Annotated in this window: 24 protein-coding genes; 8 read left to right on the forward strand and 16 right to left on the reverse strand. The window is 75.5% G+C overall.

Going from position 1 to position 21,517, the window contains the following annotated elements; all coding sequences use genetic code 11:
* From ACFVYI_RS15810 to ACFVYI_RS15855, 10 genes are all read right to left on the reverse strand, one after another.
* The coding region (locus ACFVYI_RS15810) for an ABC transporter ATP-binding protein (protein ID WP_387885492.1) at positions 1 to 1,013 on the reverse strand (1,013 nt) is incomplete at its 3' end.
* On the reverse strand, positions 1,010 to 1,837 hold the full coding sequence (locus tag ACFVYI_RS15815; protein WP_387885494.1) for an ABC transporter permease subunit: 828 nt from the start codon (positions 1,835 to 1,837) through the stop codon (positions 1,010 to 1,012). The genes ACFVYI_RS15815 and ACFVYI_RS15810, both read right to left, overlap by 4 nt.
* Positions 1,834 to 2,790, reverse strand: coding sequence for an ABC transporter permease (locus ACFVYI_RS15820; RefSeq protein WP_387885752.1), 957 nt, complete (start codon positions 2,788 to 2,790; stop codon positions 1,834 to 1,836). The genes ACFVYI_RS15815 and ACFVYI_RS15820 overlap by 4 nt, the downstream gene beginning before the upstream one ends.
* On the reverse strand, positions 2,778 to 4,337 hold the full coding sequence (locus ACFVYI_RS15825; protein WP_387885496.1) for an ABC transporter substrate-binding protein: 1,560 nt from the start codon (positions 4,335 to 4,337) through the stop codon (positions 2,778 to 2,780). Before ACFVYI_RS15825 ends, ACFVYI_RS15820 begins: the two co-directional genes overlap by 13 nt.
* A gap of 4 nt (positions 4,338 to 4,341) precedes the next feature.
* Positions 4,342 to 5,163, reverse strand: coding sequence for a class I SAM-dependent methyltransferase (locus ACFVYI_RS15830; RefSeq protein WP_387885498.1), 822 nt, complete (start codon positions 5,161 to 5,163; stop codon positions 4,342 to 4,344).
* A complete protein-coding gene (locus ACFVYI_RS15835; RefSeq protein ID WP_387885501.1) occupies positions 5,160 to 6,365 on the reverse strand; it encodes an MFS transporter in 1,206 nt (401 codons plus the stop codon). Before ACFVYI_RS15835 ends, ACFVYI_RS15830 begins: the two co-directional genes overlap by 4 nt.
* The gene (locus ACFVYI_RS15840; protein WP_387885503.1) at positions 6,362 to 7,426 is read right to left on the reverse strand and encodes a dipeptide epimerase; all 1,065 of its coding nucleotides are present in this window, start codon (positions 7,424 to 7,426) and stop codon (positions 6,362 to 6,364) included. Before ACFVYI_RS15840 ends, ACFVYI_RS15835 begins: the two co-directional genes overlap by 4 nt.
* Entirely contained in the window at positions 7,423 to 8,631 is a 1,209-nt protein-coding gene (locus ACFVYI_RS15845; protein WP_387885506.1) for a PLP-dependent cysteine synthase family protein, read from the reverse strand. Before ACFVYI_RS15845 ends, ACFVYI_RS15840 begins: the two co-directional genes overlap by 4 nt.
* A complete protein-coding gene (locus ACFVYI_RS15850; RefSeq protein WP_387885509.1) occupies positions 8,628 to 9,476 on the reverse strand; it encodes a Rossmann-like domain-containing protein in 849 nt (282 codons plus the stop codon). Before ACFVYI_RS15850 ends, ACFVYI_RS15845 begins: the two co-directional genes overlap by 4 nt.
* Positions 9,473 to 10,873, reverse strand: a complete 1,401-nt coding sequence (locus tag ACFVYI_RS15855) for an ATP-grasp domain-containing protein (protein ID WP_387885510.1) — start codon at positions 10,871 to 10,873, stop codon at positions 9,473 to 9,475. The genes ACFVYI_RS15850 and ACFVYI_RS15855 overlap by 4 nt, the downstream gene beginning before the upstream one ends.
* A gap of 179 nt (positions 10,874 to 11,052) precedes the next feature.
* Here ACFVYI_RS15855 and ACFVYI_RS15860 point away from each other — a divergent pair, with 179 nt between their 5' ends.
* The 4 genes from ACFVYI_RS15860 to ACFVYI_RS15875 all read left to right on the forward strand — a co-directional run bounded on the left by ACFVYI_RS15860 (position 11,053) and on the right by ACFVYI_RS15875 (position 15,007).
* Positions 11,053 to 11,610, forward strand: a complete 558-nt coding sequence (locus ACFVYI_RS15860; RefSeq protein WP_387885512.1) for a GNAT family N-acetyltransferase — start codon at positions 11,053 to 11,055, stop codon at positions 11,608 to 11,610.
* Positions 11,611 to 11,849: 239 nt separating this feature from the next.
* Positions 11,850 to 12,518 carry a TetR/AcrR family transcriptional regulator gene (locus tag ACFVYI_RS15865; RefSeq protein WP_387885515.1) on the forward strand — a complete coding sequence of 223 codons (669 nt, stop codon included), beginning with the start codon at positions 11,850 to 11,852 and terminating at the stop codon, positions 12,516 to 12,518.
* A 131-nt stretch (positions 12,519 to 12,649) separates the two neighbouring features.
* Entirely contained in the window at positions 12,650 to 14,170 is a 1,521-nt protein-coding gene (locus tag ACFVYI_RS15870; protein WP_387885518.1) for an MFS transporter, read from the forward strand.
* A gap of 396 nt (positions 14,171 to 14,566) precedes the next feature.
* Complete coding sequence (locus ACFVYI_RS15875) at positions 14,567 to 15,007, forward strand: PPOX class F420-dependent oxidoreductase (RefSeq protein ID WP_387885520.1); 441 nt, start codon at positions 14,567 to 14,569, stop codon at positions 15,005 to 15,007.
* 190 nt (positions 15,008 to 15,197) lie between these two features.
* On the opposite strand, the gene ACFVYI_RS15880 is transcribed toward ACFVYI_RS15875, so the two are convergent.
* Both ACFVYI_RS15880 and ACFVYI_RS15885 read right to left on the reverse strand, forming a co-directional pair.
* Positions 15,198 to 15,401: a hypothetical protein gene (locus ACFVYI_RS15880; protein ID WP_387885521.1), complete on the reverse strand. Its 204-nt coding sequence runs from the start codon at positions 15,399 to 15,401 to the stop codon at positions 15,198 to 15,200.
* Positions 15,398 to 15,667, reverse strand: coding sequence for a DUF1876 domain-containing protein (locus tag ACFVYI_RS15885; RefSeq protein WP_387885524.1), 270 nt, complete (start codon positions 15,665 to 15,667; stop codon positions 15,398 to 15,400). The genes ACFVYI_RS15880 and ACFVYI_RS15885 overlap by 4 nt, the downstream gene beginning before the upstream one ends.
* A 157-nt stretch (positions 15,668 to 15,824) precedes the next feature.
* On the opposite strand from ACFVYI_RS15885, the gene ACFVYI_RS15890 reads away from it, so the two are divergent.
* From ACFVYI_RS15890 to ACFVYI_RS15900, 3 genes are all read left to right on the forward strand, one after another.
* Positions 15,825 to 16,727: a YndJ family protein gene (locus ACFVYI_RS15890; RefSeq protein WP_387885525.1), complete on the forward strand. Its 903-nt coding sequence runs from the start codon at positions 15,825 to 15,827 to the stop codon at positions 16,725 to 16,727.
* Positions 16,724 to 17,260 carry a DUF1990 family protein gene (locus ACFVYI_RS15895; protein ID WP_387885526.1) on the forward strand — a complete coding sequence of 179 codons (537 nt, stop codon included), beginning with the start codon at positions 16,724 to 16,726 and terminating at the stop codon, positions 17,258 to 17,260. The genes ACFVYI_RS15890 and ACFVYI_RS15895 overlap by 4 nt, the downstream gene beginning before the upstream one ends.
* 72 nt (positions 17,261 to 17,332) lie before the next feature.
* Positions 17,333 to 18,058: a hypothetical protein gene (locus ACFVYI_RS15900; protein ID WP_387885529.1), complete on the forward strand. Its 726-nt coding sequence runs from the start codon at positions 17,333 to 17,335 to the stop codon at positions 18,056 to 18,058.
* 56 nt (positions 18,059 to 18,114) lie between these two features.
* Here the strand turns inward: ACFVYI_RS15900 and ACFVYI_RS15905 are convergent, their stop codons facing one another.
* From ACFVYI_RS15905 to ACFVYI_RS15915, 3 genes are all read right to left on the reverse strand, one after another.
* Positions 18,115 to 18,873, reverse strand: a complete 759-nt coding sequence (locus ACFVYI_RS15905; RefSeq protein ID WP_387885530.1) for a zf-HC2 domain-containing protein — start codon at positions 18,871 to 18,873, stop codon at positions 18,115 to 18,117.
* A complete protein-coding gene (locus ACFVYI_RS15910; RefSeq protein WP_387885532.1) occupies positions 18,870 to 19,424 on the reverse strand; it encodes a sigma-70 family RNA polymerase sigma factor in 555 nt (184 codons plus the stop codon). Before ACFVYI_RS15910 ends, ACFVYI_RS15905 begins: the two co-directional genes overlap by 4 nt.
* A 72-nt stretch (positions 19,425 to 19,496) precedes the next feature.
* On the reverse strand, positions 19,497 to 20,078 hold the full coding sequence (locus ACFVYI_RS15915; RefSeq protein WP_387885535.1) for a hypothetical protein: 582 nt from the start codon (positions 20,076 to 20,078) through the stop codon (positions 19,497 to 19,499).
* 210 nt (positions 20,079 to 20,288) lie between these two features.
* Between ACFVYI_RS15915 and trxA the strand changes: the two genes are divergently transcribed.
* On the forward strand, positions 20,289 to 20,678 hold the full coding sequence (gene trxA / locus ACFVYI_RS15920; RefSeq protein WP_380573004.1) for a thioredoxin: 390 nt from the start codon (positions 20,289 to 20,291) through the stop codon (positions 20,676 to 20,678).
* A gap of 163 nt (positions 20,679 to 20,841) precedes the next feature.
* Here trxA and ACFVYI_RS15925 read toward each other — a convergent pair whose 3' ends face one another.
* Entirely contained in the window at positions 20,842 to 21,513 is a 672-nt protein-coding gene (locus tag ACFVYI_RS15925; protein ID WP_387885536.1) for a TetR/AcrR family transcriptional regulator, read from the reverse strand.
* Between the last annotated feature and the right edge of the window lie 4 nt (positions 21,514 to 21,517).

The raw sequence follows: 21,517 nt of genomic DNA on the forward strand, positions 1-21,517 counted from the left end.
CCCGCGAAGGCCGCCCGGGCGTCCTGGAACACGTACTGCACGGCGGCGAGTTCGGCGCGGTCACGGCGCCGGACACTACGCGGCAGCGGTGCGCCGTCGAGCCGCAGGAGGCCCCGGTGGCGGGAGTGCAGCCCGGCGAGACAGCGGCCCAGCGTGGTCTTGCCGCTGCCGGAGCGGCCGACCAGGGCCAGGCACTCCCCCGCCCGGAGCGTGAGGTGCACGTCGTGCAGGACGGCACCGCCGCCGGGGTGGCGGGCGGTGAGGCCGGTGACGGCGAGGCGCGCCGGCCCGGGCGGGCGCGGCCGGGCCGGGGGGACGGCCGGGGCGGGCCGGCCGGGCACCACCGGCGCGGGCTCGTCGAGCACCGCCGACGGCGGGCCGCAGCGCCGCACCCGGCCCGCTTCGAGGACGACCACCTCGTCCGCGAGCTCCGCCACCACGCCCAGGTCGTGGCTGAGCAGCAGGATGCCCGTGCCGCGCGCGGCCAGGGTGCGGAGCAGGGCGGTGAGCCGCGCCTTGGTGCGCGCGTCCTGGCCGGTGGTGGGCTCGTCGGCGACGATCACCCGTGCGCCGAGCAGCAGTGCCTGGGCGAGCACCACGCGTTGCTGCTGGCCGCCGGAGAGCTGATGCGGGAATCGTCGCAACACGCCCTCCACACCTACCAGTTCGGCGTCCCGCAGAGCGCCCTCGACGGCGGCCGGTCCGACGCCGGTCCGGCGGGCGATGTCGCGCAGCAGCACGCCGACCCGGCGGGCCGGGTTGAGCACGGTGGCGGGGTGCTGCGGGAGGTAGCCGATCGGGCCGGCCGAGCCGGTGACCGTACCGCCGACCTGCGCCCCGGGCGGGTACTCCCCCAGCAGGGCGAGCGCGGTGGTGGTCTTGCCGCTGCCGGAGGGCCCGACCAGGGCGGTCACCCGGCCCCGGCGCACCCGCAGGCCGACGCCGTCCACCAGTGCTCGCCCGTCCACCGTCACCCGCAGGCCGTCCGCGCTCACCAGCACCGGTGCGGTCATCGTCGCGTCCCCTTCCCGCCGCCGCCGTGCAGGGCGGCGTCGAGCAGCAGGTTGGTGCCGGTGGCGAGGCCGGCGATCAGCAGCGCGGGGACGACCACCGCCCAGGGCTGGAGCAGGAGGCCGGGTCGGTTGCGGTCCACCATCACCGCCCAGTCGGCGGCGTCCGGCTGCACGCCCAGGCCGAGGAAGGCCGCCGTGGCGACCAGGTGGAGCGCGCCGACCAGCCGGGTGCCGGCATCGGCGGCGAGGGTGCGGCGGATCGACCGGGCCACCTGGCCGAACGCGATCCGCGACCAGGACTCCCCGTGCAGCCGCAGTGCCTCCACCGCCGGGCGCGCGGCGGCCTCCACGGCGGCCGCGTGCACCACCCGGGCGATGTCCGGCACGGCCGCCACCGCGACCAGGAGGGCCAGCCCGGCCGGCCCGGGCGACAGGGCGGTGGCGGCCAGCAGGACGAGCAGCAGCGAGGGCACCGCGATCAGCACGTCCACCGGCCGCAGCAGCACCTCCTCCAGCCAGGCCCGCCCGGTGAGCGCGGCCGCCAGCGCGAGCGGCAGCGCCAACGCGTACCCGAGCGCCGTCGCGGCGACCGCCACCAGGACCACCGGCCGCCCACCGAGCAGGATCTGGCGCCAGACGTCGCGCCCGGTGAAGTCGGTGCCCAGCCAGTGCCCGCCGCCCGGGGTGAAGGAGACCGCGCGCGGCCCGGCCTCCCCCGCGAGCAGGGGACCGAACAGCGCGAGCAGCAGCGGCCCGGCGATCAGCGCGGCGCCCAGCAGGTACCGGCGCGTGCCACCGGCGCTCCCGGCCTCCCGCGCCCTCACACCGCCACCTCCGCCCGGGGCGCCAGCCGACGGGCCACCAGGTCGGCGGCCAGGTTGAGCAGCACCGTCACCACGCCGAACAGCACCGCCAGGGCCTGCACCACCGGAACGTCCCGGGCGGCGACCGCGTCCAGCAGCACGGTGCCGAGGCCGGGGATCACGAACAGCGCCTCGACGACGATCACCCCGCCCAGCAGCCAGTCCGCGGTCCGGGCGAGTTGCTGGGCGGCCGGGGCCAGCGCGTTGGGCAGGGCGTGCGTCCAGCGCACCCGGGCCGGCGCGACGCCGCACCGCAGCGCGTGGACGGCGTACGGCGCGGCCATCGCCTCGATCAGGCCGGCCCGGACCAGCCGGGCGATCGAGCAGACCGGGCGCGCCAGCAGCACCAGCACCGGCAGGACCAGGACGGCCGGCTGCCGCCCGAGTCCGCCGACGGCGGTCGGTGGCAGCCAGTCCAGCCGCAGCGCGAACACCGCGGTCAGCAGCACTCCGAGGGCGAACTCCGGTACCGCGTGGACGGCGAGGGTCAGGGTGCTGATCGCGCGGTCCAGCGGCCCTCCCTCGCGGCGGGCCGCGAGCATGCCCAGGCCGACCGCGGTCGGGGCGAGCAGGGCCAGGGTGAGCGCGGCCAGCAGCACCGTCGGCCCGAGGGCGTCGGCGAGCAGGCCGGCCACCGGGCGGCCGCCGGCCAGCGAGCGCCCGAGTTCGCCGTGCGCCAACTCCCCCACCCAGTCGGCGAATCGTTCGACCGCCGGGTGGTCGAGCCGCAGCGCCTCGCGGATCGCGGCGATCCGCGCCGGCCCGGGGTCGTCCCCGGCCAGGGCGACGGCGGCGTCGCCGGGCAGGGCCTCGGTGAGGGCGAAGACCAGCACCGGGACGGCCGCCACCTGGGCCGCGCCGAGCAGCAGCCGGCGTCCGGCCCAGGCCCGCAGCGGTGTGCTCACGCCAGCCAGACCTGGTCGAAGCGGGCCCAGTCCAGGGTGTTCGCGGGGGCCTCGGCGTCGACGCCGCGCAGGCGGGGTGCGGTGCCGACGATCCAGTCCGCGAAGCCCCAGATCAGGAAGCAGCCCTCGTCGTACAGCCGGCGCTGCATCCGCTCGTAGAGCGCCGCGCGGGCCGCCTGGTCGGCGGTGGACTGGGCCTGTGCGTACAGGTCGTCGAAGTCCCGGTGGCGCCAGTGGCCGGCGTTGGTGGTGGAGTCGGAGAGCAGCCGCTGGGAGATGTGCGACTCGATGGGCAGCGCGCCCGAGCGGTAGGAGGCGAGCACGCCGCCGTCCAGGATGTCCTTCCAGTAGGTGTCCTTGCTGCCGACCTTCACCTCGACGGTGACGCCCGCCCGGGCCGCCTGCTCCTTGAAGATGCCGGCCGCCTCGACGAAACCGGCGGCGACCGGGGAGGTGTCCAGGGTGACCTTCAGCCCCTCGGCCCCGGCCTCGCGCAGCAGGGCGCGGGCCCGGGCGAGGTCCTGGGTGCGCTGGGGCAGGGCGGCCGGGTAGTACCGGGCGCCCTTGCCGAAGAGGTCGTTGCCGATCTCGCCGGCCCCGGAGAGGGCGCCGTCGACCAGCTCCTGCCGGTCGGCGATCAGGAAGAAGGCCTGCCGCACGCGCGGGTCGTCGAAGGGCGGCCGGTCGGTCTTCATCACGAACCCCTGCATCGCGCTGCCCCGCAGCCGGACGATCCCGATCCGCCCGCCGCCCTGGTGCGCACGGGCCGTGGCGGGCGTCAACTCGTGGGCGTAGTCGGCCTGTCCGGCGAGCAGGGCGTTGGCGCGGGCCGACTCCTCGGCGGCGTCGAGGATCTCCAGCCCGTCCAGGTGCGGGGCGCCCTCCCAGTAGCCGTCGAACCGCCGGAGGAGCAGCGAGTGGCCGGGCTCGAACCCGACGAAGGCGAACGGGCCCGAGCCGACCGGCCGGTCGAAGGACTCCGCCCCCTCGGGCACGATGTAGGCACCGAACGCGGCCAGCACGTTGGGGAATTCGGCGTACGGGCGCTTGAGCCGGAACTCCACGGTGGCGGCGTCGACGGCCCGGCTGGCGGCGAGGTCGATCGGTTCGAGGGAGGCGCGGGCCCGGAACGCCCGCTTCGGGTCGGCTATTCGGCGGTAGCTGTGCAACACGTCGGCGGCGGTGACGGGCCGGCCGTCGTGGAAGGCGGCCGGACGCAGCCGGACCGTCCAGGTGTCCAGGGCGGCGTTGGGCTCCCAGCCGCTCGCCAGCCGGGGCACGGCGGCGAGGTCGGAGCCGAAGTCGGCGAGCTTGTCGTAGAGGGCCTTGGCCCGGGCGGCGTCGGCGAAGAGGTTGACGAGGTGCGGGTCGAGGGTCTCGCCGGCTCCGCCGCCGGCGAAGACGGCGCGCAGCCGCCCGCCGGCGCGCGGCGCGGTGCCGGCGTCGGCGTCGGCGTCGGCGGCCACGGGGTTCGTGCGCCCCGGGCTGCAGGCCGCGAGGCCGAGGGTGCCTGCGGCGGCGGCGAGCACGGTGCGGCGGGCAAGGGGGCGGCTCATCGGGTCATCTGCCCTTTCCGGTAGGCGAGTTCGGGAGGTGCCGGCCTTCGAGCCGGGCGACCAGGTGGAGGCGGTCGTCGGCGGCGGTGTCGGCGGGACGGTCGCCGTCGGTCCAGGCCGGTTCGGTGCGCGGGCCGGGCCGGTCGTAGAGGTCGAGGACGGTGAAGCCGTGGGCGGCGAGCAGGTGGCGAAGCTCCTGCGGGAAGAGCAGCCGCCAGGCGGAGTACTGCTCGACGGCCGGGGAGCCGTCGTCGCTGGTCCACGTCCTGGTGCGGCGCAGGAGTTGGGCTGCGTGGTCGATCCGGAGCACGGTGTGCGAGGTGTGGGTGACGCCGTCGCGGGAGACGCTGTCGGTGCGCGGGGTGTCGAGGAGTTCGGTGCGGCCGAGGAAGAAGGCGCCGTTGCGCATCTCGGCGACCAGCAGGCCGCCCGGGCGCAGGTGGCGGCGGAGCCGGCCGAACAGCGCGTCGAGGTCCTCGTTGGTGTGGCAGTACAGGAGGACGCTGTCCAGGCAGAGGACGGCGTCGAACCGGCCGGGGAGGCGGAAGGTCCGCATGTCGCCGACGTGGTAGTCGGGCCCGGGGTGGTGCGTGCGGGCGTGCCGGATCATCGCCTCCGAGCTGTCGAGACCGGTCACCGTGCGTCCGGCGGCGCGGTGCAGCCAGCCGGCGTCCCGGCCGGTGCCGCAGCCGAGGTCGAGCACGTCCGGTCCCGCGCGGTGGTCGCGGAGCACCGACTCGGCCCATCGGGCGGCGATGAACCCCGGGTCGGGGAAGCGGAGTTCGTAGAGCTCCGGGGTGTCGGTGAGCAGGTTGTGGCCGGTCATCGGGCCTCGCTGGGGAGTGGGCGGGCGGGGGCGGGGAGTCGGCCGGTGCGGTGCAGCCGGGCGAGCGCGGCGGCGGAGCCGAGGCCGAGGGCGGCGCAGAGCAGCCAGGGCGCGGCGGCGGAGCCGTCCATGGCGCGGCCGACGGCGGTGTTGCCGACGGCGGCGGCGAGGCCGGAGACCACGTAGTACAGGCCGTAGTAGGTGCCGGTCAGGCCGGCGCGGCCGAAGGCGGGGATGAGGGTCAGGACGAAGGGCTGGGCGGTCATCAGACCGAGTTGGAGCAGCAGCACGCCACCGAGGACGCCGGGCAGCCCGGGGGCGGTGAGCGGGAGCAGGAAGCCGGTCGCGGCGACGGCGAGGCCCGCCGCGATCCAGCGGCCGGGCGGGCCGTGCCGCTGGAGCAGGGTGGTGACGCGGAGTTGGAGGGCGAGGTTGGCGAGGGTGCTGGTGAGGAAGACCAGGCTGACCGCGCCCGCCCAGCCGGTGGCGCGGCGGGCGGCGTCGGGCAGCAGCAGGTAGAGCTGGCTCTCCATGCCGAACAGGCCGACCATGGCGAGCGCGAAGGCCAGGAACCCCCGGTCGCCGGCCACTTCGCGCCAGTCGGCGAGCACCCCGCGCGGCGGCGGCGGGACGGCCCGCCCGGGGAGGGCGAACGCCTGCGCGACGGTGAGCAGGGCGAACACGCCGGCGGCGGTGAGCGCGGCGGCGCGGAAGTCGACCAGCAGCAGGACGGTGCCGAGCAGGGGGCCGGCCAGCGCCCCGGTGGTGGCGAACACGTTGAACAGCGCGAACGCCTCGGCCTTGCGGTCGGCGGCCTCGTGCGCGACATAGGTCCGCACGGCGGGGTTGAACAGGGCGCCGGCCAGCCCGCTGAGCGCCGACGCGGCCAGCAGCACGGTCAGCGACTCCCCGAGGGCGAACAGCCCGAAGCCGACGGAGCGCAGCGCACAGCCGGCGATGATGACGCGACGGGCACCGAGCCGGTCGGCGGCCGAGCCGCCGAGGATGAACAGACCCTGCTGGCTGAGGTTGCGCAGGCCGAGGACGGTGCCGACGGCGAGGGCGGAGAGCCCGAGGTCCTGCCCGAGGTGGCCGGCGAGGTACGGGACGAGCAGGTAGAAGCCGGTGTTGACGCCGAACTGGTTGACCAGCAGCAGCCGTACGGGCTTCGGAAAGCTCCGTACGGCGCGCAGTATCGTCACCGGCCGGCCGCCGGACCCGCGGCGGGGGCCGGGAGGACGCCAAGCCCGGCGCGGTCCGGGGTGCGGACGGTGCCGTCGGTGCCGCCGATGCCCTGCCAGGGGTCGTCGGCGAGCAACAGGTGCCCGTCCAGGTCGACCCAGCGGGCCCGGTCGGCGAGGTGCACGGCCGGGGCGATGCCGAGCGAGCTGGCGACGAGGCAGCCGAGCATCAGCTCGGTGCCGCTGCCCCGGAGCGCCGCGAGGATGCGCAGCACCTGGTGGACACCGCCGCACTTGGCGAGCTTCAGGTTGACCCCGTGGACCCGCCCGGCGAGCCGGCAGGCGTCCTCGTAGTCGACGGCGTCCTCGTCGGCGATCACCGGGATCGGCGAGCGTTCGGCGACGGCGGCGAGCGCGTCCGGATCACCGGGGGCGATCGGCTGCTCGACGGCCTCGACGCCGGCGGCGGCGAAGGCCGGGAGCAGGAGGTGGGCCTGCTCCCGGGTCCAGGCGCCGTTGGGGTCGAGCAGCAGCCGGGCCCCGGGAGCCGCCTCACGGACGGCGCGGACCCGGGCGAGGTCGTCCGCGGGGTCCGCGGAGCCGGCCTTGACCTTGAGCACGGTGAACCCGGCGGCGGCGAGCCGGGTGGCCTGGTCGGCGGCCCGGGCGGGCGGCTCGATGCCGATGGTGCGGGCGGTGGCGACGGCCACCGGCGCCGGCCGGCCGAGCAGCCGGTGGACGGGCTCGCCGGCCCGCTGACCGACCAGGTCGAGCAGGGCGGCCTCGACGGCGGCCAGCACCCCGGCCGACAGCTCCTTGAAGGGGGCCGCACCGCACCGGAGTTCGGCGAGCGCCTGGTCGGGGTCCGGGAGGCGCTCCAGGGCCGGGCGCAGCCCGCCGAGCTCATGTCGGATGAGCTCGGCGGGCAGCCGCAGGTAGCCGCTGGCGACGGCCTCGCCGTGGCCGGTGAGGCCGTCGTGGCGCACGGCGAGCCGGACGGCGTCGCGCTCGACGGTCACCGAACGGGAGATCCGCAGCGGCTCGGCGAGCCGGAGCCGTACGGTGCGGACATCGAGCCTCATCGGCCCTCCTCCGGGCGGTGGTCGGTGCGGTGGTCGACGGTGCGATGGTCGGTGCGATGGTCGGCGGTGCTGCCGTCCGCGCCGCCGCGGTCCGCGGGCTGGTGGACGGCGGGGCGGTGACCGGCGGCGGGGTCCGCGGGATCGGCCGGGCCGGTCCGCCCGGTGCGACAGCGCGCCCAGCCGGCGACCTCGACGGCCGCCGGGTGGGGGATCTCGATCGGGCGCAGCACGGCGCGCTCCGGCTCCAGCCCGTGCCGGTGGCAGAACCCGTCGTCGTAGACGGTGCCCAGGTAACGGTGCGGGCCGTCGGGGAAGACGGTGGCGACGGCGGCGCCCGGTTGCACCCGGGCGGCCCAGGCGGCGACCAGCGCGACGGCGCCGGTGCTCCAGCCGCCGCTGACGAACGCACCGCGGGCCAGCCGCCGGCAGGCGTCCACGGCCTCGGCCGGGCCGACCCAGTGGATCTCGTCGAAGGCCTGGTGCGCGACGTTGCGCGGGTGGATCGAGCTGCCGAGCCCGCGCATCAGCCGGGGTCGGGCGGGCTGACCGAAGATGGTCGAGCCGACCGAGTCGACGCCGATGATCCGCAGGGCCGGCCAGCGGCGGCGGAGCGGTTCGGCGAGCCCGGCACTGTGGCCGCCGGTGCCGACGCTGCAGACCAGCACGTCCAGGTGGTCGAGTTCGGCGGTGATCTCCTGGGCCATCGCCCGGTAGCCGGCCGCGTTGTCGGGGTTGTTGTACTGGTCGGGCCAGTAGGCGTCGGGGAGTTGGCCGAGCAGGGTGCGCAGCCGGGCCAGCCGGGCGGCCTGCCAGCCGCCGTGCCGGGCCGGTCGGTCGACGAGCTCCAGCCGGGCACCGTAGGAGTGGAGCAACTGGCGCATGGACGGTTCGAGTTCGGCGTCGCCCACCAGCACGACGGGGTGGCCGAGGGCCTGTCCGGCGAAGGCGAGGCCGATCCCGAGGGTGCCCGAGGTGGACTCCACCACCGTGGCTCCGGGCCGGAGTTCACCCCGCTCGTGGGCGCCGCGGAGCATGGCGACGGCGGAGCGGGCCTTCATCCCGCCGGCACCGAGGCCCTCCAGCTTGGCCCAGAACCCGGGGTGCGGGTGCGGCAGCGGGGTGCTGATCCGGGCGAGCGGGGTGCGGCCGAGCAGGGGCAGAAGGTCGGGGTTGCCGAGGGCGGTGGAGGCGAGCAGCGCGGTCACCGGACGCCGCCGTCCGGCCGGGCGGACGGCGGGCCGCCGTACAGGTGGAGCAGGCTGGGGCCGCCGTCGAGCCAGAAGAAGGGGTAGGGCTCGGCGCTGACCGCGCTCACGCCGTCGCCGAGCAGCCTGGGCAGGACGGCGCTGCCGGTCTGGGCGAAGAGCACCAGCGGCTTGCCGGTGGCGCGGGCGTGGGCGAGGAGCGGGTCCAGCGTGCCGTTGCCCAGGGTCATGCCGGAGGCGAGGATCGCGTCGCAGTCGTCGAGCCGGGCGAGGGCGTCGGGGTGCACGGGCTCGCCCCACTCGGTGGTGCCGCCCTTCAGGTCGCACGCGAGGTACCCGATGCCACGCGAACGGAGCTGCTCCAGCAGGGAGTTGACCACACCGACGACCAGCACCCGGCGGACCGTGCCGGCCGGGAGCAGTCCGACGACGGCGCGCGCCCGGGCCCGGGACTTCTCCAGCGAGCCGCCGGCCGGGACGGCGACCGGGCGGGCGCCGTGGGCCGGAGCGTGCGGGCGGCAGTGCATCAGGTAGGCGTCGAGCGCGGCGACCCGGACCGGTGTGAGCGGGTGGTCGAGCAGCTCGGCGACGCTGGCGCCGACGCAGTCGGTGAGCGCGTCGGCGGGCAGCTCGCCCGGTTCGACGGCGCAGGAGCCGACGGCCGCGCCGAGGCGCAGGCTGAGCACCTCGTTGCGGTAGCCGCGGGCGCGTCCGGCGTGCCGCACGGCCTGGGCGGTGGTGAAGGCGAGGGCGATCCGCTGCCCGGCCGGGTCGGGCCCGTACGCTCCGGCGCGGGCCGGCCCGGCGATCCGGTCCAGGGCCGTGCCGGGGAGGGTGGTGGTCATGCGGGCACCGCCGCGGCCTCGGCGGGACGGCCGGCGGCCGCACCGCCGTCGGGGCCCGGTAGGGCGGCCGCGGGCGCGTCGAACCCGGGCGCGTCGGATCCGTTCGCATCCGACCCGGTGGGCGCCTCGCCCGGGCCGTCGGCGGCGTACCGGGGGGTCAGCCCGGCGAGCAGCCGCTCGGCCGCCCGGCGGGCGCCGGCGCCGGTGGTGTCGGCGGTCATCACATGGCCCAGGTACTCGTTGTTGCTGGTGGCGGGCCGGACGTCGCGGCCGGGCCCGGCGAGAGTCAGCTCGACCACGGCGGGGTCGCGCCGGACGGCCGGCTCGCCGTCGAAGCCGTCCAGCAGGCCGGCCTGCTCCTCCCCCGGGACCAGGAAGGCGATCGCGGCGCTGGTGACGCCGGTGGGGTGGACGCTGAGGTCCGGGCGGCGGCCGAGGGCCACGTCCACGCAGGCGGCGGCGAGGTCGACGCCGGTGACCCGCCGGACCAGCTCGGTGATCCGGTTCCCGGCCGGGCGGGGATTGACCTCCACCACCCGGGGCCCGACCGGGGTCAGCTTGATCTCGGTGTGCGCGACGACCTGGTCCAGGCCGAGCGCGGCCAGCGCGGCGACGGCGGTGCCGGTGGCGGCCGCCGCGTCGGCGGGGGCCAGTGCGGCGGGGAACATGTGGCCGGTCTCGATGAAGGCGGGCGCGCCGCCGACGCTCTTGTCAGTGATCCCGACGACATGGACGACGCCGTCGGCGCAGACCGTCTCGACGCTGACCTCGGGGCCGGTCAGCAGCTCCTCCAGCAGGACGACGGGCGCCCGGCGCTGGCCGCGCGCATTGACCGGGAAGGCCTCCAGGGCCCTCAGTGCGGCGATGAGTTCGGGCTCGTCGAGGACCGCTCGGACGAACATCCCGGCGCAGAGGTCGACCGGTTTGACCACCAGCGGGAAACCGAGCACCCGGGCGGCGGCCAGTGCCTGCCCGCGGTCGGCGCAGAGGGCGTACGCGGGCCCGGGGACACCGGCCTCGGCGAGTGCGCGGCGGGTGAGGTCCTTGCGGCAGGCGGCGGCCACGGCCTCCGGCGGCGGCCCGGGCAGTCCGAGCCGGCGGGCGACCCGGGCGACCAGCGGCAGGTAGTAGTCGCAGGAGGAGACCACCCCGTCGAAGCCGAGCACGCCGTGCAGCCGCTCGACGTACGGGAGCAGGGCGGCCGGATCGTTGGTGTCGGCGGTGAGCACGTTCTCCGCGGCGAGCAGCGGGTGCGGGCCGTCGGCGGGCGCCGCCCGCAGGTAGTGGTGCAGGTCGCGGGTGAGGAAGGTGAAGCGGTGGCCGCCCTCCCCCAGCGCCCTGGGCAGCAGCCCGCTCATGGAGCCGACCCAGCTTTCGATCACCAGCAGATGCGCCACGGATCTCCCTCTCGACGACGGGTGCGGCAAGCCGGTCCGACGTGCCGAGGGAGAACGTAACGGCATTCGTTTTCATTTTCAACACGCCGGGGCCGACTCGTCGGCGAGGCGTCAGATGAAACTCGTTTTCATGTAGGGTGACGGGAACCCACCCCCGAGCCGACCAGTGGAGTCGCCTGATGGACCGTCAGGACGCCTGTGAGATCAGGCATGCCCGCCCCGAGGACGTGCCCGGAGCCCGCCGGCTGATCCTGGACACCTTCTACCGCGAGTTCGGCTACGGCTACGTTCCCGCCTGGCACGCCGACGTGGTCGATCTCCAGGGCCACTACCTCGACCACCCCCGGCACGCCCTGCTGGTCGCCGTCCACCGCGGCGAGGTGGTCGCCACCACCGCACTGCACTCCAGCGGGCCCGCCCACCCGCCGCATCCGCGCGAGCTCGTCGAGCGCTACCCCGGCGGCACCACCGCCCAGCTGGTCCGGGTCTATGTCCGGGCCGAGCACCGCCGGCACGGGCTGGCCCGCGAACTGGTCCGCCAGGCCTGCGAGTTCGCCGTGAACGAGGGCGGCTACCAGCACCTCTACCTGCACACCAACGCGGCGATCCCGGGCGCCGAGGCGTTCTGGCGCAGCCTCGCCGAGGAGGTGTACGACGCCCGGCCGAGCGGCGAGCACGGGCCCGGCGTGGCCACCGTCCACTTCGAGATCCCACTGCGCCGCCCGGCGGCGGTCTGACCCTCGCGACGGGGCACGCGCGGCGGGGCGCGGGTGGCGGCCGGCGGGGCGCCCGGGCCGCCGACGGGCAGGTGTCGGCCGCGGGCGCGAGTACGGCTCCGGCGAGCCGCGGAAGGCCGCGCGAAGCACTGTGACACAGGTCACACCGGGATGGGAATTTCCGGGGAGGGAATCCCCGTTTGCTCCTTCGTAGGCCTAAGCGGGGAACTTCTCCCCGCTACCCTGGGAGGAGCAAAGCAGTGAGCAGCAGCACCGCCGCCGCACCTGCCCGCAGCACGGAGCCCGTCCGTACGCCGAAGCTGCGCGCGGATGCGACTCGTAACCGTGAGCGGATCCTCCTGGCGGCGCGGGACGCCTTCGTCGAGCTCGGCGCGGACGCGCCGCTGGACGAGATCGCCAAGCGGGCCGGCGTCGGCAACGCCACGCTGTACCGGAACTTCCCGGACCGCTCGGCACTGATCCGCGAGGTGGCGCTGCTCATCAAGGGCCGTATCCTGGCCATCGCCGAATCGGCGACGGCGGAGGGTTCCGGCCCGTTCGACGCCCTTGAGCGGTTCGCACACGCCACCGTGGAGGAGAAGATCGGCGCGCTCTGCCCGATCCTCACCAACCAGGTCGACCCCTTCGATCCGGAGCTGGTGGACGCCCGTGAGCGGCTGGTGGCCGCCGTCGGCGGCCTCATGGCGCGTGCCAAGGAGGCCGGCGAGCTGCGGGCGGACGCCGACCACGGTGACCTGTTCATCGCGATGAGCCAGCTCACCCGCCCGCTGCCGGGCACCTCGTGCCGACTCCTGGACGAGTTCGTCCACCGGCACCTGCAGCTGTTCCTGGACGGCCTGCGGGCGCCCGCCCGCTCGACCCTGCCCGGCCGGGCCGCGACCTTCGAGGACTTCCACCCCGACCACTGACCCGCAGCCCCAGCGCTGACCGACGGCCCCGCCGGCCCACGACCGTACCGGCGGCCGTGGCCGACCGTGCCCGCCCCGCCCCACCGACTTCGTCCTGATCCGTAAGCACGCACCCCGAAGTGAGTACCTCCATGCCAAAAACCGACGCCCTGCCGGCCACCCAGCCCGATCCGCGGCGCTGGAAGGCACTGATATTCATCGGCCTCGCCCAGCTGATGGTCGTCCTCGACGCCACCATCGTGAACATCGCCCTGCCGTCGGCCCAGAAGGACCTCGGCATCACCGACGGCAACCGCCAGTGGGTGATCACCGCCTACGCGCTGGCCTTCGGTGGCCTGCTGCTGTTCGGTGGCCGGATCGCCGACCTGTGGGGCCGCAAGCGGACCTTCGTGGTCGGCCTCACCGGCTTCGCCCTGGCCTCCGCGCTGGGCGGCGCCGCCGCCAACACCGCCATGCTGCTCGGCGCCCGCGCCCTGCAGGGCGTCTTCGGCGCACTGCTCGCCCCGGCCGCGCTCTCGCTGCTGGCCGTGATGTTCACCGAGGCCAAGGAGCGCGCCAAGGCGTTCGGCATCTACGGCGCCATCGCCGGCGGTGGCGGCGCGATCGGCCTGATCCTCGGCGGTCTGCTGACCGAGTACATGAACTGGCGCTGGACCTTCTTCGTCAACATCCCGTTCGCCGTGGTCGCCGCCGTCGGTGCCGTCATGGTGATCCGGGAGCCCGCCCAGGGCCGCAACCGCAACCGTCTGGACATCCCCGGCGTGCTGCTGGTCACCACCGGCCTGGTCGCCCTGGTCTACGCCTTCACCCGCGCCGAGTCGGACGGCTGGACCTCCGGCATCACGCTGGGCCTGTTCGTCGCCGCCGTCGTGCTGCTGGCCGCGTTCGCCCTGGTCGAGATGAAGGTCAAGGCCCCGCTGCTGCCGCTGCGGGTCGTCCTGGACCGCAACCGCGGCGGGGTGTACCTGTCGCTGGGCCTGGCCGTGATCGGCATGTTCGGCCTCTTCCTGTTCCTCACCTACTACCTGCAGATCGTGCTCGGCTACAGCCCGGTGCTGACCGGCGTCGCCTTCCTGCCGATGGTGGCGGGCATGATCACCGGCTCGACCCAGATCGGCGCCCGGCTGATGACCCGCGTGCCGGCGCGCTACCTGATGGCGCCCGGCTTCCTGGTCGCCTCGGTCGGCATGCTGATCCTGACCCAGATCGGCCTGGACACCTCCTACCCGGCGCTGATCCTGCCCGGTCTGATCCTGATGGGCCTCGGCATGGGCACCGCGTTCATGCCCGCGATGAGCCTGGCCACGCACGGTGTCGAGCCGCGCGACGCGGGCGTGGCGTCCGCGATGGTCAACACCTCGCAGCAGGTCGGCGGCGCCATCGGCACCGCGCTGCTGAACACCATCGCGGCCAGCGCCACCGCGACCTGGCTGGCCGCCCACGCGGCCGCCGCGACCAGCCCGGCCGCCGCCCAGGCGGCGCAGTTCCAGGGCATGGTGCACGGTTTCTCGACCGCGATCTGGTGGTCCTTCGGCATCCTGGTCGCGGCCGCCGCGATCGCCTTCGCCCTGATCAACGCCGGTCGCCCCGACCAGGCGGCGGCGGGGTCGGGGGCGGCGGAGAACAACGAGGTGCCGGTGCTGGTGCACTGACCCCGCGGGGTACACACAAGGGTGCACGGCGGCCCGTCCGGTGTTTCGACACCGGGCGGGCCGCTCGCCGTTACTGGGGAGTCCACCGGGGCGCACACCCCGCTCGCGCCGGCCGAACCGCACCGGCTCACCGCCCACGAGCGGCCCCGCCCCCTCGAACTACCGGCCCCGGTGGACGAGAATGGGGTGGCCCACCCGGCCGGTGCGCCCACCCGCGCCCGTACGGACCCTCCCGTGGAACCGCACGGCGAGGGTGCCCGGACCCCCGGCCCACCGCCGAGGAGCACCACGCGATCACCGGCGGCCACCGTCACCGGGCCGGCCGCCCCGGCAGCACGGACACCGAGCCGCGACCGCGGCCCGCGGCACCGCACCGCCCTGGACAGGGAGGACATCGTGCACGACCGTAATGACCAGCTCGCCGACACCAGGTACCTCCTGCTCACCACCTTCGACGAGGACGGCGGCCGACTGTGCTCGGCGATCTGGGTGGTGGCCGACGGCACGGCACTCGGCATCTGGACACCCGCCCACTCCGGCGAGGCCGAGCGCATCCGCCGCCACCCCGAGGTGCTGGTGGGCCCCTGTGACGCCCACGGGCGGCCGACCGGCCGCCAGCTCCCCGCCCGGGCGGCGGTCTGCGACGAGGACGCCACGGCGCGCTACCGCGCCTCGCTGATCAACAAGTACGGCATGACGGCACTGATCGCCCTGGCCCGCAGCCGGTTCCGGCTGGGTCTGTCCGGGACGGTCGGCATCCGGATCACGCTCGACCGGGTGGAGCGGCGGCTGATCGGGCCGGAGTGGCAACTGCCGACGACCTACTGCCCGAACTGACCGGCCGAGCCGCCCGAACCGCCGGCCGCCCCGGGCCTGGGCCTGGGCCTGGGCACAACGTGCCGGGGGCCGGTCGCGCGACCGGCCCCCGGCACCGTTTCCGTCCCTGCCCGTGGCACTTTGCAAAGACACTTTGCAAAGTTCGCTGCGGCCCGCCCGGCCCCGACCCCGATCCCGGTCAGGCCCCCGGTCAGGCCACGTCGTCCGGAGCCTTGGCGAGGTCGCCCGGCTCGCAGGCCTCGCGGCCGGTCCCGACGTGCACCACGCGCACCGCCCGGTCGGGACCGCCGGGAACGACCTGCTGCTCACGCCCGCACCGCGGGCAGATCAGCGGGATGCGCGCCCTCCGGGGATCCTCGGCGGCGGACCCCGCACCGGCGTGCGGCGCCGTCACGAGAGCGGGTGGGTCGGGATCGGACTCACCTGCTGGATCTCGCCGTGGGCCTTGGTGAGGAGCTGCGAGGCGAGGTCGTTGAGCGCCCGGGCCGCGGCGACCTCCTCGCCGACCCGCAGCTGTTCCGGGTCCGACGGGTGGCGGCTGGTGTAGCCGTGGGCGCGGAGTTCCGTTCCGTCGCCGAGTCTCAGCAGGGCGGCGGCGGCTGTCCGCGGCCCCTCCTCGCGGAACTCCATCTCGATGTGCCAACCGACGAGTGTCTGCATGGCCGATCACCTCCATAGGTTCCTCCTCCAGAGTGCGCCGCCCCCGGCACGAACACCAGAGGAGGCGACCCGGGGGCGACTTGAACACGTTCAATAGTGCCGCGTACAGTCACTGGCGCAAGGTATTGAACGTGTTCAAGGAAGGGGTGCGGCCGTCATGGGCAAGGGCACCACGGAGCTGGTCGACCTGCTCGTCCTGCTCGGCATGGGCGCGGTGATCCCCCTCGGCCTGACCCTGATCGACGAACCCGGGCTGGCCCGCGTCCGCCGGCTCTGGCCGCTGGCCGCCGTCCCCGGAGCGCTCTCGCTCTGGCTGCCGCGCGGCGGCCTCGCCACCGGCTGCGCCGCCCTCTACGCGCTCGGCACCCTCGCCCTCGCCGCCCACGCGCCGGTGCGGCTCGCCCGCACCCGCTCGCTCGCGCCGCGCGAGGTCGCCGTGCTCACCGCGCTCGGCACCCCCTCGGTGGCCGGGCTGGCGCTGGTCGCGGAGCGCTCGGGCCACGAACTCCTCGGGTTCGACCTCGACATCCTGGCGCTGACCGTGCCGCACTTCCACTACGCCGGGTTCACCGCCGCCCTGGTCGCCGGGCTGGTCTGCCGGGCCGCGCCGGCGAGCCGGGCCGCCCGCTGGGCCGCGCTCAGCGTGCCGCTCGGCACCGTGCTGGTCCTGGCCGGCTACTTCGTCGACGACTGGGCCGAACTCGCCGGAGCCGTGGTGCTCACCACCGGGATGTGGCTGGTCGGCCTGCTCACCTGGCGCGACCTGCGCACCCGCGCCGCCGACCGGACGGCCGCCGCGCTGCTCGGGATCGCCTCCGCCGTACTCGCCGCCACCATGCTGCTCGCCCTCTGGTGGGCGCTGGGCGAGGCGTCCGGCCTCCCGCACCCCACCCTCACCTGGATGGCCGCCACCCACGGCGTCGGCAACGCGCTCGGCTTCGCGCTCTGCTCCCTGCTCGCCTGGCGCCGCCTCACCCGGCCGCCGGAGCCGACCCCGGAGCCGCGCCGCCACCACCCGCACCCGCACCCGCACCCGCACCCGCAGGGAGCCCAGCGATGATCCGTCCCCGCGCCACCGACCTCAACTACCCCGAGGCCGGGGCCAGCACCACCCCCGGCCGCCCGCTGCCCGCCGGCTACAACCACCTGCGCCACCGCGCCCTCATCGGCCACGGCCGCGCCGCCCTGGACGCCGCCGGAGCCGCCGTGCTCGACTGGCGGATGCACCGCGCCGCCGGCGTCCACATCACCGCCGAAGCCCCCCGCGCCACCCCCGGTACCGCCGTCACCTGCGCGATCGGCCTCGGTCCGCTGCGCGCCGCCGCCCCCTGCCGGGTGATCTGGAGCGTGGACGACCCCGACCGCCACGGCTTCGCGTACGGCACCCGGCGCGGCCACCTCGCGGTCGGCGAGGAGACCTTCCTGGTCGAGATGGGCCCGGACGAGGCCGTCCGGTTCACCGTCAACGCCTTCAGCCGCCCGGACCGCTGGTTCGCCCACCTCGCCGGCCCGCTGCTCCCGCTGGGCCAGCGGCTCTTCGCCCACCGCTGCGCCCGCGCCCTCACCCGGATCGCCGCAGCGGCCGGGTCCTGAGGCGGCGGGCCGGCACCACGCGGCGGCGAAACCCACGGGCCTCCCGGACCGCCGATGCGGCATCATCCGCAGGTGACCAGCTTCCTGACCCACCGCGCCCTCGTCCACGACCGCTCGCTGCCCGCCCACCGGCAGCACAACGCGCTGCTGACCTGCCTGACCCGGTTCGCGCCGTACGGGTTTCGGGCGACGTACCACCACCTGACGCTGAGCGCCCGCATGCCGCGCGATCTGGACGCCGACCCGGAGTCGCTGGTGCGGGCGGTCGAGGAGTTGCACGAGGCCCGGGTGCTCTGGCTGGAACAGGCCGACCGGTACGCGGCGCGGCGGCGGGCACAGAAGCGGGCCGGGCAGCGGGCGCCGACCGGGCCGCCGCCGTGGTGGCAGGTGCCCTGGTGGCGGTCCCCGACGGTCGTCTGGGCCCACGATCCGCTCGTCCATCCGCCGCTGCGACTGCCCGCGTACGTCCGACGGCAGGACGCGCCGGCGGACGGCACCGCACTGCCCGGCTGCCCGTCCTGCGGGAGCGACGGGCCGCCCGTCCCGATCCTGACCGGGCACGGCCGCGCCGAACTGTGCCGGTGCTGCGGCCGGGTGCTGGACCCGTGTCCGTGCGGGCGGTGGCACCGCTTCGTGCCGGCGGTCGGGGTCGCCTGGGGGCGTGTCCGGCAGCGCGAGCACATGACCTCGGCCGGGACGCCGAGCCCGCACTGGCCCGGGCCGACGGCCACCCGGATCGAGCAGCTGATGGCCATCGACCCGCCGTGGCTGCCGTTCGCCGAGACCGACCGCGGCTGAGGCGTCGACGGCCTCCCCCCAACCGGGCTCCGGGCGGGCGAGGCGGGAGCGGCGGGTCAGGCCGGGTGGACCGGGACGGTGACCAGGACGGTGGCGCCGTCCAGGGTGCGGACCTCGAAGTGGTCGATGTCGGTGGGCGCGAAGCCCGTGCCACCGTTGGTCCGCAGGGCGGCCGGGCCCGCACCGGCGCTGCCGTAACCGGCGGCCGGGACGCTCCAGGTGGTCACGGTCTGGCGCTCGCCGGTGTGCGAGACGGCGACCAGGTCGCAGCTCAACGGGCCCCGGACATTGGAGAGTTCGAGGCTGACCTGGCTGCCCCACCCCTTGCCGTCGATGCCGACGACGGCGTGCGCTCCGGTGGTCGCGTCGGTCGCGGCGAACTGCTGGGACGCGACGGCGACCACACCGGGCGTGGAGTCGGCGGTGACCACGACGGCGGTGACGGCCGGGCCGGCCACCACCATGACCGCCGCCACGGCGACCAGGACCAGCCGTCGGACCTTCCCCCGGCGGCGGCCGGCCGAGACCTCGGCGACCAGCCGGTCCAACAGCAGCGTGTCCGGCTGGGGCGCCGGCCCCGCCGGGTCGAGCCCCGCGGCCTCGGCGGATGCCGCGTACTCGGCCAGCAGCGGCTCCATGAAGCCGAGTTCGCCCACCTCCCGGGTGCACCGGGGGCAGTCGGCCAGGTGCGCCGCGAACGCGACGCGCTCGGCCGGGTCGAGCACGCCGAGGACGTAGGCGCCGACGTCGAGGTGCTCGGCGCCGGCGGCGCGGTCCCGCTCGGGGCCGGTCGGACCGGGCTCGGACGATGTCACGATGTCACTCCCCGTTCCTCCAGCGCGAGCTTGAGCGAGCGCAGTGCGTAGAACACCCGCGACCGTACGGTACCGGCCGGGATGCCGAGTTCGGTGGCCGCCTCGTTCACCGTGCGGCCCTTGAAGTACGTCTCGACGACGACCTGCCGGTGCGCCTCCGAGAGGTCCCCGAGCGCCTCCGAGATGGTCATCAGCCGCAGCGCCCGGTCGAGTTCGTCCTCCGCGGGCAGCAGCTCCAGCGGCGATGGGTCCACCTCGCGCGGCCGGGCCAGACTGCTGCGGTGACCGTCGATGACGATCCGCCGTGCGACCGTCACCAGCCAGGGCCGCAGCGATCCGGCGGCCGGGTCCAGCCGGTCGATGTTGCGCCAGGCGCGGACCAGCGTCTCCTGCACCACGTCCTCGGCGCGCTGGCGGTCCCCCGCGACCAGGTGGAGGACGAAGCCGAAGAGCGGCCCCGCGTGCTCGTGGTACAGGGCGCGCATCAGCTCTTCGTCCGGGGCTGCGCCGCCGCGTGCGGCCGCACCGCCACCGCGGTGCTCGTCGGTCACGACGCCATTTTCGCGCACCCGTACCTCCGGGTCGAGGGTTCCACATCCGGTCCGGACCGTCGTCGGGGCGGATCAGTAGCCGCCGCCGGGGGTGACGGGCGCGCTCGGGGTGGAGCTCGCGGCGCCCGCCCTGTCGCCGGCCGGGGTCAGCGCGAACCAGGTGCCGTCCACGCCCTGGCCCTTGGTGTCACCGGGCTGCTTGTCGGGCGCGTAGCGGTAGGCCGGCCAGCCGTTCAGGGTGATCTGCTTGCTGCCGTCGGCCCGGGTGACGGTGCCGACCAGCTTGCTGTCGATGCCCTTGACGGTGACCGAGCCGTTCGCCGGAACGGGTGGCCAGATCGAGGCGCAGTTGCCGTTGCAGTTGGACATCGGGGGCTGCGCGGTGTCCGCGTCGAAGCGGTAGAGGGTGAAGCCGGCACTGTCGGTCACGATGGTGCCGAGCTTGGGGTCGGTGGCCGTCTTCAGGGTGGCGGTGTCCTGGGTGCCGGGGCTGCTCGGCGTCGCGGGTGCCGTCGAGGTGGCACCGGAACCGGCGGGCGTCGAGGATCCCGAACCGCCGGAGCCGGACGACCCGCACCCGGCGACCAGGGCGGCCACCGCGATCCCGGACGCGGCGAGTACGGCGATCCGGTTGGTGCGACTTTTGCTGTGCATGGGCTCTTCTCCCCCGGTGGACGCGCACGGCCGCCTCTGGACGCGGGCCGCGCTGTTCGTACCGCGCTGACGCGGACACCCACCTGTACGGGCGCGGGCGGCGCGGTGCTCAACGCGCGGCCGGGAATCTTCGGAATAGTGTGCGGGCGGTCGCGGTTGTGCCGGGCAGATGGCCTGAACCGCCACCCCCGGAAGGGCAGGAACCGCGAGATGAGCAACACGGTCGAGCTGACCAAGGAGAACTTCGACGACATCGTCCCTGGCCAGGATGGCAAGGACTTCGTCTTCATCGACTTCTGGGCGGCCTGGTGCGGCCCGTGCCGGCAGTTCGCCCCGGTGTACGAGAAGGCGGCCGAGCGCCACTCGGACCTGGTGTTCGCCAAGGTCGACACCGAGGCGCAGCAGGAGCTGGCCGCCGCCTTCGGCATCCAGTCGATCCCGACGCTGGCGATCATCCGCGAGGGGGTACTGGTCTTCTCGCAGGCGGGCGCGCTGCCGGAGGCCGTCTTCGAGGATCTGATCGGGCAGGCCCGCAAGCTGGACATGGACGAGGTGAAGCGCAAGGTGGCGGCGGAGCAGAACGGCGGCCACGAGGCGTGACCGCCCGGCGGCCGTCGGGGCGGCCCGAACGACCCGGGCGGTCCGGCGCGGCCTGAGCCGTCCGGGCGCGCGGGCGTCCTTGCGACGGTAGGCCCGGGTGGCGTGCGCCCCCGGGCCCGTCGGCGTTCCCCGGGGTCGGTGTTCCCCGGGTGGGGCCGCCCGGTCAGGCCGCGGCCAGGCGGGCCGCGAGGCCGTCCAGGAGGAGGCGCAGGGCGAGTTCGAAGCCGCGCTCGTCCAGCCCGGGCGCTCCGGTGCCGGGCCCGCCGCCGCGTGCGGCGGAGGCCTCCAGCGCGCCGGCGAGGGCCGGGTAGCGGGGCCGGTAGTCGGCCGAGGAGCGGGTGAAGCCCGCGGTGAAGGTCTCCAGCGCGGAGCCGAGCACCAAATAATCGATCGCGGCCGCTGCCTCGGCGGCGTCGGCGGGCGCGAGGCCGGCCCGGCCCAGCGCGCCTAGCAGGGCCTCGTAGCCCAGCAGTTGACGTTCGGCCTCGACCCGGCGGCGGGCGAGCAGCGCGATGGTGTTGGGGTGCCGCAGGAAGGCGGCGCGGTAGCCGCGCACGTACGCGGTGAGCCCCGGCCGCCAGTCGCCGCCGGAGCCGCTCGTGCCACTGGTGCCGCTCAGCGGTCGGAGGTCGATCCCGGCGTTGACGAGTTCGGCGAGCCCGTCGATCAGCTCGTCCTTGCCGCTCACGTGGTTGTAGAGCGAGGCCGCCTTCACGCCCAGCCGGTCGGCGACGGCGCGCATGGTGAGGCCGTCGGAGCCCTGTTCGTCGACCACGTCGAGAGCGGCCCTGGCGATGATCTCCCTGCTCAGCAATGCCCTGGTCGGTCGTCCCACGCTC

The sequence above is a fragment of the Kitasatospora sp. NPDC058218 genome, assembly GCF_042882445.1.
Taxonomy (GTDB): domain Bacteria; phylum Actinomycetota; class Actinomycetes; order Streptomycetales; family Streptomycetaceae; genus Kitasatospora.

What these genes read in the sequence shown, in the direction of transcription:
- trxA (WP_380573004.1), top strand. Translation starts at nt 20,289, where the DNA reads ATGAGCAACACGGTCGAGCTGACCAAGGAGAACTTCGACGACATCGTC.
- ACFVYI_RS15890 (WP_387885525.1), top strand. Translation starts at nt 15,825, where the DNA reads ATGGGCAAGGGCACCACGGAGCTGGTCGACCTGCTCGTCCTGCTCGGC.
- ACFVYI_RS15850 (WP_387885509.1), bottom strand. Translation starts at nt 9,476, where the DNA reads ATGACCACCACCCTCCCCGGCACGGCCCTGGACCGGATCGCCGGGCCG.
- ACFVYI_RS15895 (WP_387885526.1), top strand. Translation starts at nt 16,724, where the DNA reads ATGATCCGTCCCCGCGCCACCGACCTCAACTACCCCGAGGCCGGGGCC.
- ACFVYI_RS15840 (WP_387885503.1), bottom strand. Translation starts at nt 7,426, where the DNA reads ATGAGGCTCGATGTCCGCACCGTACGGCTCCGGCTCGCCGAGCCGCTG.
- ACFVYI_RS15830 (WP_387885498.1), bottom strand. Translation starts at nt 5,163, where the DNA reads ATGACCGGCCACAACCTGCTCACCGACACCCCGGAGCTCTACGAACTC.
- ACFVYI_RS15885 (WP_387885524.1), bottom strand. Translation starts at nt 15,667, where the DNA reads ATGCAGACACTCGTCGGTTGGCACATCGAGATGGAGTTCCGCGAGGAG.
- ACFVYI_RS15825 (WP_387885496.1), bottom strand. Translation starts at nt 4,337, where the DNA reads ATGAGCCGCCCCCTTGCCCGCCGCACCGTGCTCGCCGCCGCCGCAGGC.
- ACFVYI_RS15915 (WP_387885535.1), bottom strand. Translation starts at nt 20,078, where the DNA reads ATGCACAGCAAAAGTCGCACCAACCGGATCGCCGTACTCGCCGCGTCC.
- ACFVYI_RS15860 (WP_387885512.1), top strand. Translation starts at nt 11,053, where the DNA reads ATGGACCGTCAGGACGCCTGTGAGATCAGGCATGCCCGCCCCGAGGAC.
- ACFVYI_RS15870 (WP_387885518.1), top strand. Translation starts at nt 12,650, where the DNA reads ATGCCAAAAACCGACGCCCTGCCGGCCACCCAGCCCGATCCGCGGCGC.